Below are 15,125 nucleotides of genomic sequence, written 5' to 3'. Positions count from 1 at the left end.
TTTCTATTTGCAATGCGGTGAGGCTTGTCCGATGAAACTACGTGGCCTGTACGCCATTACCGACAGCCAGTTGCTGGCCGGTAAATTTCTCTCGTACGTGGAGGCGGCGCTGGAAGGCGGCGTCACCCTGCTGCAATACCGCGACAAGAGCAGCGACGAGGCCCGGCGTTTACGCGAGGCCGAAGCCCTGCGCGATCTGTGCGACCGCTACAAAACCCAGCTGATCATCAACGATGACGCCGAACTGGCCGCTCGCTTGAACGTTGGCGTGCATCTGGGCCAGACCGATGGCCCGTTGTCACCGACCCGCGCCCTGCTCGGTCGTCAGGCGATCATTGGTTCAACCTGCCACGCGCAACTCGAACTCGCCGAACAAGCGGCCAAGGAAGGCGCGAGCTATGTCGCCTTCGGCCGCTTCTTTAACTCAAACACCAAACCCGGTGCACCGACCTGCAGCCTTGATCTGCTCGACCAGGCCCGCAGCACACTGCACCTGCCGATCTGCGCGATTGGCGGTATCACCCTGGACAACGCCGCGCCGCTGGTGGCCCACGGGGTCGACTTGCTGGCGGTGGTGCATGGCCTGTTTGGCGCCGACAGCACGGCTGAAGTGACACGCCGCGCCCGCGCCTTTAATGAATTACTGAAAATCTGATTTGAGAGCCCGATAATGTCTCGTTCCGAAACCCTGTTTGCCAATGCCCAGAAACACATCCCCGGTGGCGTGAACTCGCCTGTTCGCGCGTTCAAAAGCGTGGGCGGCACGCCGTTGTTCTTCAAACACGCCGAAGGCGCCTACGTCACCGACGAAGACGACAAGCGTTACGTTGACTACGTCGGCTCCTGGGGCCCGATGATTCTCGGCCACAGCCACCCGGACGTGCTGGACGCGGTGCGTAAACAACTGGAACACGGCTTGTCCTACGGTGCACCGACCGCGATGGAAACCGAGATGGCCGATCTGGTCTGCTCGATCGTACCGTCGATGGAAATGGTGCGCATGGTCAGCTCCGGCACCGAAGCAACCATGAGCGCCATCCGTCTGGCCCGTGGTTTCACTGGTCGCGACAACATCATCAAGTTCGAAGGCTGCTACCACGGTCACTCCGACAGCTTGCTGGTCAAGGCCGGTTCCGGCGCCCTGACCCAAGGCGTGCCGAGTTCGGCCGGTGTGCCAGCGGATTTCGCCAAGCACACCTTGACCTTGCCGTTCAACGACATCGACGCGGTCGAAGCCATGCTCGCCGACGTCGGCCAGGACGTGGCCTGCATCATCGTCGAGCCAGTGGCTGGCAACATGAACTGCGTACCGCCGGCGCCAGGTTTCCTCGAAGGCCTGCGCACCCTGTGCGACAAGCACGGCGTGGTGCTGATTTTCGACGAAGTGATGACCGGTTTCCGGGTCGCCCTCGGCGGCGCACAAGCGCATTTCGGCGTGACGCCGGACCTGAGCACCTTCGGCAAGATCATCGGTGGCGGCATGCCGGTCGGCTGCTTCGGCGGCAAGCGCGAGATCATGTCGCACATCGCGCCACTGGGTCCGGTCTACCAGGCTGGCACCCTGTCGGGTAACCCGCTGGCAATGGCTGCGGGCCTGACGACGTTGCGTCTGATCAGCCGTCCCGGATTCCACGACGAGCTGAGCGACTACACCAGCCGCTTGCTCGACGGGCTGCAACAGCGCGCCGATGCCGCGGGCATTCCGTTCGTGACCACTCAGGCCGGCGGTATGTTTGGTCTGTACTTCAGCGGTGCCGACGACATCGTGACCTTCGATGACGTAATGGCCAGCGACGCCGCCCTGTTCGGTCGCTTCTTCCACTTGATGCTCGAAGGCGGCGTGTACTTGGCGCCGAGTGCGTTCGAAGCCGGCTTTACCTCGATCGCCCATGGCGAAGCCGAGCTGAAACTGACGCTGGATGCCGCCGAGCGTGCATTCGCCGCATTGAAATAACGCGTGTGCCGCTGACGCTGGCGATTGCCAGCGTCGGCTTTACCTGAATTTGCCCCCTTATTTCTGTGCTTCTGCTAATAATTCCCCGCAAATGGGGCGATATATTCCCCGCGCAGCAGAAAAACGAGTAAAGACTTTGTAAGGTTGGCCCTGCTTATTTCATAATGCGCGCTTATTGGATCCCCTCGATGGGTCCGCGCGCCCTTCAGAGGTAAGTCGATTCCCATGAACCGCACCGGCCGCGCCCTTGCACTGGGCTGCCTGTTGCTCCTTCAGCCCCTGCTCGCGCTCGCACAAGCAGGCGGCAACTCGTTGTTAATCCCAGCGATGGGTCGCTGCACCCTCAATACTCAGCCGCAAGACCTAACGCAAGCGCTCGCCGCCTGCCAGAAAGCGTCGGATGAAGGGGATGCGCAAGCGCAATACGAGTTGGGTGAGTTCTACTACGACGGCAAAAACACGCCGCGCGACCTCAAAAAAGCCCTGGACTACTTCGAAAAGGCCTCGCTGCAAGGCCACGCCCAGGCGCAATTCAAACTCGGCACCATGTTCTTTCACGGCGAAGGCGTGCCGGCCAATAACGTTCAGGCGTACATCGTGCTGAAAATGGCCGCGGTCAACGGCGCTGAAGATGCGCTGGATACGGCGGACGAAGTGGCCGAGAAAATGCCGCGTGAAGATCTGGAAGTCGCCACCCAGGTGCTGGGGCAAATCTTCCGTAAATATCTGATGGAATTGCAAAGCGCCGATGGGCGTACGCCTTTCTCGCCCCTGCCCTGATTTCTGTTTTGGCCTTTCCCGCCATATCGCCAGCAAGCCGGCTCCTACAAGGATTGCGTCAACTTTGTAGGAGCCGGCTTGCTGGCGATCTGGGGCAGCTCAGTCTTGAGGCCTACTTCTCAGGCATCGGCATCGGAAATGGCATGACATTGCCGACCGCACCGCGGGCTTCGCTGATTTTCGGTGTACCGAGGCGTTCCACTTCGTCGATGCGCACGATCGAATGCATTGGCACGAAACTGCGCACAACGCCTTCGAACTGAGCCTTGAGCTTCTCTTCGCTCGGATCGACGACCACTTGTGTGCGCTCGCCAAAGACGAACTCTTCCACTTCCAGGAAGCCCCACAGATCACTCTGATAGATCTGCTTGGCATACATTTCGTACACCTGGCCCTGATTGAGGAAAATCACCTTGTAGATTGGGGCTTCACGTTTGGTCATGGTGGGCGGACAACACATCGGGGATAAAAATGAGGGCGCGAACTATAGCATAGCCACCGGACGCACAGCGGTAGGAACCTGGGGACATGTTCCCTATAATGCGCGGTTCTTTGAATCACGTGATGACTGTATCCATGGCCAAGAAGCTTTACATCGAAACCCACGGTTGCCAGATGAACGAGTACGACAGCTCGCGCATGGTCGATCTGCTGGGTGAACATCAGGCCCTGGAAGTCACCGCTCGCGCTGAAGATGCCGACGTGATCCTGCTCAACACCTGTTCCATTCGTGAACGCGCCCAGGACCGGGTGTACTCCCAACTCGGCCGCTGGCGCGAACTGAAACTGGCCAACCCGGACATGGTGATCGCCGTCGGCGGTTGCGTTGCCAGCCAGGAAGGCGCCGCCATCCGCGATCGCGCGCCCTATGTCGATGTGGTGTTCGGCCCGCAGACCCTGCACCGCCTGCCGGAAATGATCGACGCCGCGCGCGCCACCAAGCTGCCGCAGGTCGACGTCTCGTTCCCGGAAATCGAAAAATTCGACCATTTGCCCGAGCCGCGCATCGATGGCCCGAGCGCTTATGTGTCGGTCATGGAAGGCTGCAGCAAGTACTGCACGTTCTGCGTGGTGCCTTACACCCGAGGTGAAGAAGTCAGCCGGCCGTTCGATGACGTGATTGCCGAGATCATTCATCTGGCCGAAAACGGCGTACGGGAAGTGACGCTGCTGGGTCAGAACGTCAACGGTTATCGCGGCACCACCCACGATGGACGCCTGGCCGATCTCGCCGAGTTGATCCGCGTGGTGGCCGCCGTCGATGGCATCGACCGCATCCGCTACACCACCTCGCACCCGCTGGAATTTTCCGACAGCCTGATCCAGGCCCACGCCGATGTGCCGGAACTGGTGAAACACCTGCATTTGCCGGTTCAATCGGGCTCGGACCGCATTCTCTCGGCGATGAAACGCAACCACACCGCGCTGGAATACAAATCCAAACTGCGCAAACTGCGCGCCGCCGTGCCGGGGATCTGCATCAGCTCGGACTTCATCGTCGGCTTCCCGGGCGAGACCGAGAAAGACTTCGAACAGACCATGAAGCTGATCGAAGACGTCGGTTTCGACTTCTCCTACTCGTTCGTCTATAGCCAGCGCCCGGGTACCCCGGCGGCGGACCTGGCCGACGAGACGCCGGAAGAACTGAAAAAAGAACGCCTGAATGCGCTGCAACATCGCCTGAACCAGCAAGGCTTCGAGATCAGCCGACAAATGGTCGGTTCGACCCAGCGGATCCTGGTCACCGATTACTCGAAAAAAGACCCCGGCGAGCTGCAAGGCCGGACCGAGAATAATCGTATCGTCAACTTCCGCTGCGACAATCCAACGCTGATCGGCCAGTTCGCCGACGTGCACATCGACGCCGCGCAGCCGCACTCGTTGCGGGGCTCGTTGATCCAATAACACCGCAATACCTGTGTTTGTCGGGCTTCTGTGGCGAGGGGATTTATCCCCGTTGGACTGCGCAGCAGTCCCATTTTGGGGGGCCGCTTCGCAGCCCAACGGGGATAAATCCCCTCGCCACAGTTCAGAAGCAAAATTTCCGCACCCAATTTAAGAGCTTTCGCACCCAGCCCTCTGGCGTTATCCTTGATTTCATCTTAATTGCCCCAGGGCGGCTAAATACGACCTTGAACGCACCCATAGAACCACATCGTTTTATCCTCGAGCCCTTTGAGGCCCGTCGCTTCGCCAATCTGTGCGGAATGTTCGACGAGCACCTGCGCCTGATCGAGCAACGCCTGACCATCGAGATCCGCAACCGCGGAAACCAGTTCGAGCTGATCGGCGACCCCAAACACACCACCTCCGCGGAAAACCTCCTGCGCCGCCTGTACCGGGAAACCAAGGGTACCGAGCTGTCGCCGGACATGGTTCACCTGTTCCTGCAGGAATCGGCCGTCGAAGAGCTGGACAACGTTTCCCCCTCCGAACCTTCCGTCGCCTTGCGCACCAAGAAAGGCATGATTCGCCCTCGCGGCTTGAATCAGCTGCGCTACGTGAAGGAAATTCTCGGCAACGACATCAATTTCGGCATCGGCCCGGCCGGTACCGGCAAGACCTATCTGGCCGTTGCCTGCGCGGTCGACGCACTGGAACGCGAACAGATCCGCCGCATTCTGCTGGTGCGTCCAGCGGTTGAAGCCGGCGAAAAGCTCGGCTTCCTGCCCGGTGACCTGTCGCAGAAGATCGACCCGTACCTGCGCCCGCTCTACGACGCACTCTACGAGATGCTCGGCTTCGAACACGTTGCCAAGCTGATCGAGCGCCAGGTGATCGAAGTTGCGCCCCTGGCCTACATGCGCGGTCGTACGCTGAACAACAGTTTCATCATCCTCGACGAAAGCCAGAACACCACCGTCGAGCAGATGAAGATGTTCCTGACCCGGATCGGCTTCGGCTCCACAGCCGTCATCACCGGTGACATTACCCAGGTCGACCTGCCGAAAGGCACCAAGTCCGGGCTGCACCATGTGATTGAAGTGCTCAAGGACGTGCCGGGCATCAGCTTCACCCATTTCGAGTCCAAGGACGTTGTGCGCCATCCACTGGTGCAACGCATTGTCGAAGCCTACGAGCGCTTCGAGAATCGCGCGGCAGACGAAACACCAAAGGACAGTCGCCGCGATGCTTGAGCTTGATCTGCAACTGGCTACCCAAGCGCCTGCCCCAAGCGAAGCCGAGTTCCGCCAATGGTGCGAACTGGCCCTGCGCCAGCGCACCGCCGATTCTGAAATGACCATCCGTTTGGTCGATGAAGAAGAGGCCCGCGAGCTGAACCACACCTGGCGGCAGAAGGATTACGCCACCAACGTCCTGTCGTTTCCTGCCGATGTGCCTGACGAGTTTCTGGATATCCCGCTGCTGGGCGATCTGGTGATCTGCGTGGCAGTGGTCGAGCGCGAAGCCGCCGAGCAAGGCAAGGAACTAAAGGCCCATTGGGCGCATCTGGTGATTCACGGCTGCTTGCATCTGTTGGGTTACGACCATATAGATGACGACGAAGCCGAAGAAATGGAAGCACTGGAACGAACGTTGCTTGCGGAGTTGGGCTTCCCCGACCCGTACGCGGACGACGAAATTGAAACATCCCCTACTGCCACAACAAAGGATTCAGAGTAATCGCTATGAGCGAAGATCGATCGAGCAACGGGCAAAAGTCTTGGCTGGGTAAGCTCACCCAGGCTTTTGCCCACGAGCCGAAGAACCGCCAGGAGCTGCTTGAGCTGCTGCGCGATGCACACCAGAACAAACTGTTGGACAGCGAAGCGCTGGCCATCGTCGAAGGCGCCATCCAGGTCGCTGACCTGCAAGTACGGGACATCATGGTCCCGCGTTCGCAGATGATCAGCATCAAGGCGACCCAGACACCTCGCGAGTTCCTGCCTGCCGTGGTCGACTCGGCCCACTCCCGCTACCCGGTCATCGGCGAAAGCCACGATGACGTGATGGGCGTGCTGCTGGCCAAGGACTTGCTGCCATTGATCCTCAAGGAGAATGGCGACAGCTTCAACATCAAGGATCTGCTGCGCCCGGCCACCTTCGTGCCCGAGTCCAAGCGCCTGAACGTGTTGCTGCGCGAATTCCGCGCCAACCACAATCACATGGCTATCGTCATTGACGAATACGGCGGCGTGGCCGGTCTGGTAACTATCGAAGACGTACTGGAACAGATCGTCGGCGACATCGAAGACGAGCACGACGTCGAGGAAGACAGCTACATCAAGCCGCTTCCAAGCGGTGACTTCCTGATCAAGGCCCTGACGCCGATCGAGAACTTCAACGAGTTCTTCGACAGCGAATTCTCCAACGATGAGTTCGACACCGTTGGCGGCCTGGTGATGAGTGCGTTCGGGCACTTGCCGAAACGCAACGAAATCACTGAAATCGGCCCTTATCGCTTCCGCATCCTGAACGCCGACAGCCGTCGGATTCACTTACTGCGCCTGACCCCTATCGCCCGATAAAATCCAAGGATTGAAATGCATCGTATGACCCGCCCCGGCTGGCCCGGTAACCTGCTGGCCGTGGCGGCCGGTGCACTCACCACCCTGGCCCTGGCGCCGTTCGATATCTGGCCGTTGGCATTGCTGGCGGTTGGTTTCTTTTATGCCGGTTTGCGCGAACTGAATCCCCGTCAGGCCCTGGGCCGTGGCTGGTGTTTCGGGTTTGGCCTGTTTGGCGCCGGCACCAGCTGGATCTATTACAGCATTCACCACTTCGGTGGCGCTTCGGTGCTGCTGGCCGGGTTCCTGATGCTGATCTTCACGGCGGCGATCGCCTGGTTTTTCGCCCTGCCCGCCTGGATCTGGGCACGCTGGCTGCGTCGTAATGAAGCGCCGCTGGCGGATGCCTTGGCGTTTGCAGCGCTGTGGGTCGGCCAGGAAGCCTTTCGTGGCTGGTTCCTCACCGGCTTCCCGTGGCTCTACTCCGGTTACAGCCAGCTCGACGGACCATTGGCCGGGCTCGCGCCGGTTGGCGGGATGTGGCTGATTTCCTTCACCCTGGCCCTGACGGCTGCACTGATCTACAACGCTTTGCGTCTGGTGCGCACAGGCCGTAAAGGCTTCATCGCCGCGGGCGTGTTGCTGCTGGTTGGCCCCTGGGTGGCCGGCATGGCATTGAAGGAGCACGCCTGGACCAGTCCGGCCGGCCCGGCGCTGAGCGTTGCGGCCATTCAGGGCAATATTGAACAAAGCATGAAGTGGGACCCGGCGCAGCTCAACGCCCAGCTGGCGCTGTACCGCGACATGAGTTTCAGCTCGAAACCGGTCGACCTGCTGATCTGGCCGGAAACGGCCGTCCCGGTGCTCAAGGAGTCCGCCGAGGGCTACCTGAACATGATGGGGAATTTCGCCGCAGAGCGTAAATCTGCGCTGATTACCGGCGTACCGATCCGCCAGGAAGTCCGCCACGAGAAACGCTTCTTCAATGGCATCACCGTCCTCGGCGAAGGCGATGGCACCTATCTCAAGCAGAAGCTGGTGCCGTTTGGCGAATACGTTCCGTTGCAGGACGTGCTGCGCGGGCTGATCGCGTTTTTCGACCTGCCGATGTCCGACTTTGCCCGTGGCCCGGCTGACCAGGCCATGTTGCAAGCCAAGGGTTATCAGATTGCGCCGTTCATCTGCTACGAAGTGGTCTACCCGGAGTTCGCCGCCAGTCTGGCGGCGCGCAGTGATTTGCTGCTGACCATCAGCAACGACACCTGGTTCGGCACTTCCATCGGCCCGCTGCAACATCTGCAGATGGCACAGATGCGCGCGCTTGAGGCGGGCCGCTGGATGATCCGCGCCACCAACAACGGCGTGACCGGCCTGATCAACCCGTTCGGGCAGATCACGGTACAGATTCCGCAGTTCGAACGCGGCATCCTGTACGGCGAAGTTGTGCCAATGCACAACCTGACGCCTTATCTGGAATGGCGTTCGTGGCCGTTGATCATCGTCTGCGTGTTGCTGTTTGGCTGGGCACTGGTGGCCAACCGGATGGCCAAGACCGTCTGAGCCTGACGCGCTTTTGTGGCGAGGGAGCATGCTCCCGTTGGGTCGCGCAGCGTCCCCAAAACAGGACTGCTGCGCAGTCCAGCGGGAGCAAGCTCCCTCGCCACAGGTTTGCGCTCGACAAAACTATCGGTAAAACAGCGAATACCCGATCTGCCCCACCGCTTCATTCATCAATTGCCCGCTCTGCCAGATCGATTTGAATTCCGGCATCCAGCCACCCAGCGGCCGCGCATTGTCCACGCCTAAAAACCCCACCGGCGCCGGCACCACTTCAAAACCGGCCTGCTGAAAACTCCAGACTGATCGCGGCATGTGCCAGGCTTGAGTGACCACGACTACCCGTTTGATCCCCTGCGGTAACAACACCTCAGCGCTGAACTGCGCGTTCTCCCACGTCGTGCGGCTGCGCCCTTCCTGCCAGCGCACGGTCACGCCGAAGTCATCGTGCATCGAATCCGCCATCAGCTTCGCTTCAGTGGGCGGCGTGCCGAAATGCAGGCCGCCGCTGGTGAGAATGGGCAACCCGGAAGCCTTGGCCAGGCGTGCCGCATAACGTTCACGCTCCAGACCAACACCCGTCGGCTGATCAGCCCCCCAGGCAATGTCGCCCCGCTCACGCCCGGAACCCAACAGCACAATTGCATCCGCGCGCTGGCCCAGGGTGGCCCATTCCTCGCGCGCCAGTGGCGGCTCACTTTCCAGGGCCTTGGCGCCCCACTGCACCACCACCGGCAAACTCATCAACAGGAATCCGCCGAACCCCAAGGCAAAGCACACGCCTGCAAGCCTCGGCCTAGAGCGGCGAAACCACCAGGCGAGAACCAGCAGCAGCAACAGAATGCCGGGGGGTAACAGAAGTTGTTTCACGAAATAACGAAAAGGCATCGAGCATCTCCATAAGATGCCCGAAGCCTAAGTGGGTTGACGCAATGCGACAACAAATGCGGAAGGACTATTCTTTAAAAAACCATGGGTCATGGCTTGCAGCCGTTACTTGAATTGCAGAGACCGGACCTTTTCCGTGCCCCTGCCAGGTGCCTTGTCCTTGAGCCAGATGATCTTGGCCGAACGTGGTGCGTCGAGTTGCTTCACTGCTGCGGACAAGCATCCCTGCGTCTCACGTTCACTGCGATCCAGATAGGCTTTGACCAGTGCAAACTCTGCGGGGCTCAACCCACGCAGTTCCAGCTCCAAGGGACGCTCATCGCGTAGCCGGTCAGCGGTTTTTGCAGCGTCCAGGGCCATCCCCAGACGATCAATCAGTCGTTCGTACAGCACCGGTTTCGTGACTTTTTGCTGTGACTCAACCATCCCTCACCTCATTGAAGATAAGACTCGCTCCCCATTTAGAGCTTAGCTTCCATGAACAAACCGGCTGAGTGCCGCGACCAACGGCCCTCGCAGCGGTTTTCGCAAGACGCGCGGCAGCAATCAGGGTTTCCCTCGGTAGAGTGCGGTCATGTATGCTACGGCGCTTCCTGTAACTCCACTTCCAGCTCGTCTGGGCACCGAAACGCCGATTTGGCGTGATCACCGTCCAGCGTTGCATTGAAGAGGATTAGGCCACCCCTATTCAGTTCAAAAGTAGCCATGCACGAACAATATCAGCCCCGTGAAATCGAAGCCGCCGCCCAGTCGTTCTGGGACGAGCAAAAGTCCTTTGAAGTCAGTGAACAGCCAGGCAAGGAGACTTTCTACTGCCTGTCGATGTTCCCTTACCCCAGCGGCAAGCTACACATGGGGCACGTGCGCAACTACACCATCGGTGACGTGATCTCCCGTTACCAGCGCATGCAAGGCAAGAATGTCCTGCAACCCATGGGTTGGGACGCCTTCGGCATGCCGGCGGAAAACGCCGCGATGAAGAACAACGTAGCGCCTGCCAAATGGACCTACGAAAACATCGCCTACATGAAAACCCAGCTGCGCAGCCTGGGCCTGGCGGTGGACTGGTCCCGCGAGGTGACTACCTGCAAGCCTGATTACTATCGCTGGGAACAATGGCTGTTCACTCGCCTGTTCGAAAAAGGCGTGATCTACAAGAAAAGCGGCACCGTGAACTGGGACCCGGTCGACCAGACCGTCCTGGCCAACGAGCAAGTGATCGACGGTCGCGGTTGGCGTTCCGGCGCGCTGATCGAAAAGCGCGAAATCCCGATGTACTACTTCAAGATCACCGCCTACGCGGATGAGCTGCTGGAGAGCCTCGACGAATTGACTGGCTGGCCTGAACAGGTCAAGACCATGCAGCGCAACTGGATCGGCAAATCCCGCGGCATGGAAGTGCAGTTCCCGTACAACGTCGATTCCATCGGCGAAACCGGCGCACTGAAAGTCTTCACCACCCGTCCGGACACCCTGATGGGCGCAACCTACGTTGCGGTGGCCGCCGAGCACCATCTGGCCTCCCTGGCTGCGCAGAACAATCCTGAGCTGCAAGCGTTCATCGCCGAATGCAAGGGCGGCAGCGTTGCCGAAGCGGACGTCGCCACCCAAGAGAAAAAAGGCCTGCCGACCGGCCTGTTCGTCGAGCACCCGCTGACCGGTGAGAAACTCCCGGTGTGGGTCGCCAACTATGTGCTGATGCACTACGGCGATGGCGCGGTCATGGCTGTACCGGCGCACGACGAACGTGATTTCGAGTTCGCTCACAAGTACAACCTGCCGATCAAGTCCGTGGTGCGCACCAGCTCCGGCGAGACCAACCCGGCCCCGTGGCAAGACGCCTACGGCGAACACGGTACGCTGATCAACTCCGGTGACTTCGACGGCCTGGACTTCGCCGGCGCGTTCGACGCCATTGAAGTTGCGCTGATCAAGAAGAGCCTTGGCGCCTCCCGTACCCAGTTCCGCCTGCGCGACTGGGGCATCAGCCGTCAGCGCTACTGGGGCTGCCCGATCCCGATCATTCACTGCACCACCTGCGGCGACGTGCCGGTGCCGGAAGATCAACTGCCCGTCGTTCTGCCTGAAGACGTGGTGCCGGACGGCGCCGGTTCGCCGCTGGCGCGCATGCCCGAGTTCTACGAATGCAGCTGCCCGAAATGCGGCCAGCCTGCCAAGCGTGAAACCGACACCATGGACACCTTCGTCGAGTCCTCGTGGTACTACGCCCGTTACGCCTCGCCGCACTATGAAGGTGGCCTGGTGGAAAAATCCGCGGCCGACCACTGGCTGCCGGTTGATCAGTACATCGGCGGTATCGAACACGCGATTCTTCACCTGCTCTACGCGCGCTTCTTCCACAAGCTGATGCGCGACGAAGGCCTGGTGAGCTCCAACGAGCCGTTCAAGAACCTGCTGACCCAAGGCATGGTAATCGCCGAGACTTACTATCGTCGCGAAGCCAACGGTGCTTACACCTGGTTCAACCCGGCGGACGTCGAACTCGAACGCGACAGCAAGGCCAAGGTTATCAGCGCGAAGCTGATTGCGGACGGCCTGCCGGTGGAAATCGGCGGCACCGAGAAGATGGCCAAGTCGAAGAACAACGGCGTCGACCCTCAGTCGATGATCGACCAGTTCGGCGCTGACACCTGCCGCCTGTTCATGATGTTCGCCTCGCCACCCGACATGAGCGCGGAATGGTCCGACTCCGGCGTAGAGGGTTCGCACCGCTTCCTCAAACGCGTCTGGCGTCTGTCTCAAGCGCACGTCACACAGGGCTTGCCGGGCAAACTGGACGTCGCCAGCCTGAACGACGAGCAAAAAGCCGTTCGACGCTCGATCCATCTGGCTATCAAGCAAGCCAGCCACGACGTCGGCCAGAATCACAAATTCAACACCGCCATCGCCCAGGTGATGACGCTGATGAACGTGCTGGAAAAAGCCGCGCAAGGCACCGAACAGGATCGCGCTCTGGTTCACGAAGGCCTGGAAGCCGTGACGTTGCTGCTGGCTCCGATCACCCCGCACATCAGCCACGAGCTGTGGCATCAATTGGGTCATGCAGACCCGGTAATTGACGCCGGCTGGCCGGTGGTGGACGAAACCGCGCTGGTGCAGGACAGCCTGACGCTGGTCATCCAGGTCAATGGCAAGCTGCGCGGCCAGATCGAAATGCCGGCCACCGCGACTCGTGAAGAAGTCGAAGCCGCTGCTCGAGTCAACGAGAACGTGCTGCGCTTCGTCGACGGCCTGACTATTCGTAAAGTGATCGTAGTGCCCGGGAAACTGGTCAATATCGTCGCCAGCTAAAATTGGATCAGGCGCCAGGTAAGCCTGGCGCCGAGTAAAACCTTTCGGGCCGCACGATCGGCCCACATGGTTTCAAGGGGAGCAACAAGATGATCAAACGCAATTTGCTGGTGATGGGCCTTGCGGTCCTGTTGAGCGCCTGCGGTTTCCAGCTGCGCGGCACCGGCACCAATGAACTGGCGATCAGGGAGCTCGACCTGAGCGCCCGCAACGCCTACGGCGAAACCGTGACGCAATTGCGTCAGGTGCTGCAAAGCAGCGGCGTCAAGGTTTACACCGGCGCTCCGTACAAGCTTGTGTTGACGGATGAGCAGGAAAGCCAGCGCATCCTCAGCTACGCCGGTGCCGGCCGTACTGGCGAATATCAGGTGAGCACTGTACTGAGCTACGACATCCGTGGTGCGCGAGACTTGCCACTGCTGAGCGACAAGCTCGAAGTGCAGAAGATCTTTATCCACGACGGCAACAACCTGGTGGGCTCCGATCAAGAAGCCAACACTGCCCGCGCAGAAACCCGTCGCGAGCTGGTTCAACGCATGATGCTGCGCCTGTCACAGCTCTCTCCGACTCAGTTGGAGCAACTGCAACAGACCGCCGACGCCAAGGCAAAAGCCGAAGCCCAGGCACTGGAAGCGGCGCAGAAAGCTGAAGCGGAAACCCCGCGTCAGTCGCCCATCGAAATCCCGCAGCAATAAGACTTACGGGGCGCTCAGGCGCCCCGTTCGCCCTCTCTTATGAAACTCGCCCCCGCCCAACTCGCCAAGCACCTGCAAGGCACCCTCGCGCCGGTCTACATCATCAGTGGTGATGACCCGTTGCTGTGTCAGGAAGCCGCCGACGCCATCCGTGCCGCCGCTCGCCAACAGGGTTTCGACGAATGCCAGGTCTTCGCCGCCGACGCCAGTTTCGACTGGGGGACGCTGCTGCAAGCCGGCGCGAGCATGTCGTTGTTCGCCGAAAAGCGCCTGTTGGAACTGCGTCTGCCGTCCGGCAAACCGGGTGACAAAGGTGCCGCCGCGCTCATTGAATACTGCTCGCGTCCGGCCGAAGACACGGTACTGTTGATCAGCTTGCCCAAGCTGGATGGCAGTGCGCAGAAAACCAAGTGGGGCAAGGCACTGGTCGAAGGAGCGCAGACGCAGTTCGTGCAGATCTGGCCGGTGGATGCCAACCAGTTGCCGAGCTGGATTCGCCAACGGTTGTCCCAAGCCGGGCTTTCCGCCAGCCAGGACGCCGTGGAACTGATTGCTGCGCGGGTCGAAGGCAACCTGCTGGCCGCCGCCCAGGAAATCGAAAAGCTCAAGCTGATGGCCGAAGGCGGCCAGATCACTGTCGAAACCGTGCAAGCGGCAGTGGCCGACAGTGCGCGCTTCGATGTCTTTGGCTTGACCGACGCGATTCTTAACGGCGAAGCCGCCCATGCCCTGCGTATCCTCGAAGGGCTGCGCGGTGAAGGTGTCGAACCACCGGTGATTCTCTGGGCGCTGGCCCGGGAGCTGCGCCTGCTGGCCAACCTTTCGCTGCAGTACAGCCAGGGTGTGCCACTGGACAAAGCCTTCAGCCAGGCCCGACCGCCGGTCTGGGACAAGCGCAAACCACTGATGAGCAAAGCCCTGCAACGCTACCCGGCGCAACGCTGGGCGCAGTTGTTGCTGGAAGCGCAGCGCATTGATGCGCAGATCAAGGGCCAGGCCGCCGGGTCGCCGTGGATGAGTTTGAGTCGATTGTCGTTGTTGATGGCCGGGCAGAGATTGTCGTTGCCCGCCGAGTGAGTTTTTTGTGGCGAGGGAGCTTGCTCCCGCTGGGGCGCGAAGCGACCCTGAAACCGGTCACCGTGCTTCTGCAGATACTCCTCCGCTATCCGTTTTACGACTGCTGCGCAGCCGAACGGGAGCAAGCTCCCTCGCCACAGGTATCGTTTCCTACGCATTGTGGGGTCTAGACAGAACCCTAACTTCGGCAGATTATTCCCCCCGCAAAACCCACTCAATCGAGAGATCTGATCATGAGCAAAAAGCCATCCAGGCATGGCCCCAACAAGGCCAAATCCATCATCGCCCAGCCATTGTTCCGCAGCCGTCAGGAACGAGCCGGCAAGGGCAAAGGCAGCTACCGCCGCGAAGCCTTCCAGTCTAATAGCTGGGAGGCTTCTTACTTTCTGGCGGCCTGAAAGGCAAGCCATCGCT

At 60.3% G+C, this 15,125-nt stretch carries 15 protein-coding genes; 12 read left to right on the top strand and 3 right to left on the bottom strand.

What is annotated here, in order from left to right; all coding sequences use genetic code 11:
- The first annotated feature begins 31 nt into the window (after positions 1-31).
- From thiE to ACRC4F_RS22730, 3 genes are all read left to right on the top strand, one after another.
- The gene (thiE, locus tag ACRC4F_RS22740; RefSeq protein WP_438661364.1) at positions 32-655 is read left to right on the top strand and encodes a thiamine phosphate synthase; all 624 of its coding nucleotides are present in this window, start codon (positions 32-34) and stop codon (positions 653-655) included.
- Between the two features lie 15 nt (positions 656-670).
- On the top strand, positions 671-1,954 hold the full coding sequence (gene hemL / locus ACRC4F_RS22735; RefSeq protein WP_438661363.1) for a glutamate-1-semialdehyde 2,1-aminomutase: 1,284 nt from the start codon (positions 671-673) through the stop codon (positions 1,952-1,954).
- A gap of 225 nt (positions 1,955-2,179) precedes the next feature.
- Complete coding sequence (locus ACRC4F_RS22730; protein WP_219096041.1) at positions 2,180-2,734, top strand: tetratricopeptide repeat protein; 555 nt, start codon at positions 2,180-2,182, stop codon at positions 2,732-2,734.
- A 112-nt stretch (positions 2,735-2,846) separates the two neighbouring features.
- Here the strand turns inward: ACRC4F_RS22730 and ACRC4F_RS22725 are convergent, their stop codons facing one another.
- Positions 2,847-3,176: a DUF1820 family protein gene (locus tag ACRC4F_RS22725; protein WP_007894425.1), complete on the bottom strand. Its 330-nt coding sequence runs from the start codon at positions 3,174-3,176 to the stop codon at positions 2,847-2,849.
- A gap of 134 nt (positions 3,177-3,310) precedes the next feature.
- Between ACRC4F_RS22725 and miaB the strand changes: the two genes are divergently transcribed.
- From miaB to lnt, 5 genes are all read left to right on the top strand, one after another.
- Entirely contained in the window at positions 3,311-4,639 is a 1,329-nt protein-coding gene (miaB, locus tag ACRC4F_RS22720) for a tRNA (N6-isopentenyl adenosine(37)-C2)-methylthiotransferase MiaB (RefSeq protein ID WP_438661362.1), read from the top strand.
- 227 nt (positions 4,640-4,866) lie between these two features.
- Positions 4,867-5,871 carry a PhoH family protein gene (locus ACRC4F_RS22715; RefSeq protein ID WP_438661361.1) on the top strand — a complete coding sequence of 335 codons (1,005 nt, stop codon included), beginning with the start codon at positions 4,867-4,869 and terminating at the stop codon, positions 5,869-5,871.
- Complete coding sequence (gene ybeY / locus ACRC4F_RS22710; protein WP_438661360.1) at positions 5,864-6,358, top strand: rRNA maturation RNase YbeY; 495 nt, start codon at positions 5,864-5,866, stop codon at positions 6,356-6,358. The genes ACRC4F_RS22715 and ybeY overlap by 8 nt, the downstream gene beginning before the upstream one ends.
- Positions 6,359-6,363: 5 nt before the next feature.
- Positions 6,364-7,203: an HlyC/CorC family transporter gene (locus ACRC4F_RS22705; protein WP_109635113.1), complete on the top strand. Its 840-nt coding sequence runs from the start codon at positions 6,364-6,366 to the stop codon at positions 7,201-7,203.
- 15 nt (positions 7,204-7,218) lie between these two features.
- Positions 7,219-8,742, top strand: coding sequence for an apolipoprotein N-acyltransferase (lnt, locus tag ACRC4F_RS22700; protein WP_438661359.1), 1,524 nt, complete (start codon positions 7,219-7,221; stop codon positions 8,740-8,742).
- Positions 8,743-8,865: 123 nt separating this feature from the next.
- Here the strand turns inward: lnt and ACRC4F_RS22695 are convergent, their stop codons facing one another.
- Together ACRC4F_RS22695 and ACRC4F_RS22690 are read right to left on the bottom strand one after the other, a co-directional pair.
- Positions 8,866-9,627: a YdcF family protein gene (locus tag ACRC4F_RS22695; RefSeq protein WP_438661358.1), complete on the bottom strand. Its 762-nt coding sequence runs from the start codon at positions 9,625-9,627 to the stop codon at positions 8,866-8,868.
- A gap of 105 nt (positions 9,628-9,732) precedes the next feature.
- Positions 9,733-10,053 carry a hypothetical protein gene (locus ACRC4F_RS22690; RefSeq protein WP_438661357.1) on the bottom strand — a complete coding sequence of 107 codons (321 nt, stop codon included), beginning with the start codon at positions 10,051-10,053 and terminating at the stop codon, positions 9,733-9,735.
- 279 nt (positions 10,054-10,332) lie between these two features.
- Between ACRC4F_RS22690 and leuS the strand changes: the two genes are divergently transcribed.
- From leuS to arfA, 4 genes are all read left to right on the top strand, one after another.
- Positions 10,333-12,939, top strand: coding sequence for a leucine--tRNA ligase (gene leuS / locus ACRC4F_RS22685; protein ID WP_438661356.1), 2,607 nt, complete (start codon positions 10,333-10,335; stop codon positions 12,937-12,939).
- 89 nt (positions 12,940-13,028) lie between these two features.
- Entirely contained in the window at positions 13,029-13,634 is a 606-nt protein-coding gene (locus ACRC4F_RS22680) for an LPS-assembly lipoprotein LptE (protein ID WP_438661355.1), read from the top strand.
- Between the two features lie 39 nt (positions 13,635-13,673).
- Positions 13,674-14,711, top strand: a complete 1,038-nt coding sequence (gene holA, locus ACRC4F_RS22675; RefSeq protein ID WP_438661354.1) for a DNA polymerase III subunit delta — start codon at positions 13,674-13,676, stop codon at positions 14,709-14,711.
- A 233-nt stretch (positions 14,712-14,944) separates the two neighbouring features.
- Positions 14,945-15,109 carry an alternative ribosome rescue factor ArfA gene (gene arfA / locus ACRC4F_RS22670; protein WP_065908951.1) on the top strand — a complete coding sequence of 55 codons (165 nt, stop codon included), beginning with the start codon at positions 14,945-14,947 and terminating at the stop codon, positions 15,107-15,109.
- The last annotated feature ends 16 nt before the right edge of the window (positions 15,110-15,125 follow it).

It is taken from the genome of Pseudomonas sp., assembly GCF_051660785.1.
GTDB lineage: Bacteria > Pseudomonadota > Gammaproteobacteria > Pseudomonadales > Pseudomonadaceae > Aquipseudomonas.
Note: the sequence above shows the minus strand (reverse complement) of the source record. Positions and strands in the feature narration are given on the sequence as shown.

Excerpts from the sequence above, each read along its gene's own strand:
- ACRC4F_RS22690 (WP_438661357.1), bottom strand. The coding sequence starts at position 10,053 with ATGGTTGAGTCACAGCAAAAAGTCACGAAACCGGTGCTGTACGAACGA.
- miaB (WP_438661362.1), top strand. The coding sequence starts at position 3,311 with ATGGCCAAGAAGCTTTACATCGAAACCCACGGTTGCCAGATGAACGAG.
- ACRC4F_RS22730 (WP_219096041.1), top strand. The coding sequence starts at position 2,180 with ATGAACCGCACCGGCCGCGCCCTTGCACTGGGCTGCCTGTTGCTCCTT.
- arfA (WP_065908951.1), top strand. The coding sequence starts at position 14,945 with ATGAGCAAAAAGCCATCCAGGCATGGCCCCAACAAGGCCAAATCCATC.
- thiE (WP_438661364.1), top strand. The coding sequence starts at position 32 with ATGAAACTACGTGGCCTGTACGCCATTACCGACAGCCAGTTGCTGGCC.
- leuS (WP_438661356.1), top strand. The coding sequence starts at position 10,333 with ATGCACGAACAATATCAGCCCCGTGAAATCGAAGCCGCCGCCCAGTCG.
- lnt (WP_438661359.1), top strand. The coding sequence starts at position 7,219 with ATGCATCGTATGACCCGCCCCGGCTGGCCCGGTAACCTGCTGGCCGTG.
- ACRC4F_RS22725 (WP_007894425.1), bottom strand. The coding sequence starts at position 3,176 with ATGACCAAACGTGAAGCCCCAATCTACAAGGTGATTTTCCTCAATCAG.
- holA (WP_438661354.1), top strand. The coding sequence starts at position 13,674 with ATGAAACTCGCCCCCGCCCAACTCGCCAAGCACCTGCAAGGCACCCTC.
- hemL (WP_438661363.1), top strand. The coding sequence starts at position 671 with ATGTCTCGTTCCGAAACCCTGTTTGCCAATGCCCAGAAACACATCCCC.
- ACRC4F_RS22705 (WP_109635113.1), top strand. The coding sequence starts at position 6,364 with ATGAGCGAAGATCGATCGAGCAACGGGCAAAAGTCTTGGCTGGGTAAG.
- ACRC4F_RS22695 (WP_438661358.1), bottom strand. The coding sequence starts at position 9,627 with ATGCCTTTTCGTTATTTCGTGAAACAACTTCTGTTACCCCCCGGCATT.
- ACRC4F_RS22680 (WP_438661355.1), top strand. The coding sequence starts at position 13,029 with ATGATCAAACGCAATTTGCTGGTGATGGGCCTTGCGGTCCTGTTGAGC.
- ybeY (WP_438661360.1), top strand. The coding sequence starts at position 5,864 with ATGCTTGAGCTTGATCTGCAACTGGCTACCCAAGCGCCTGCCCCAAGC.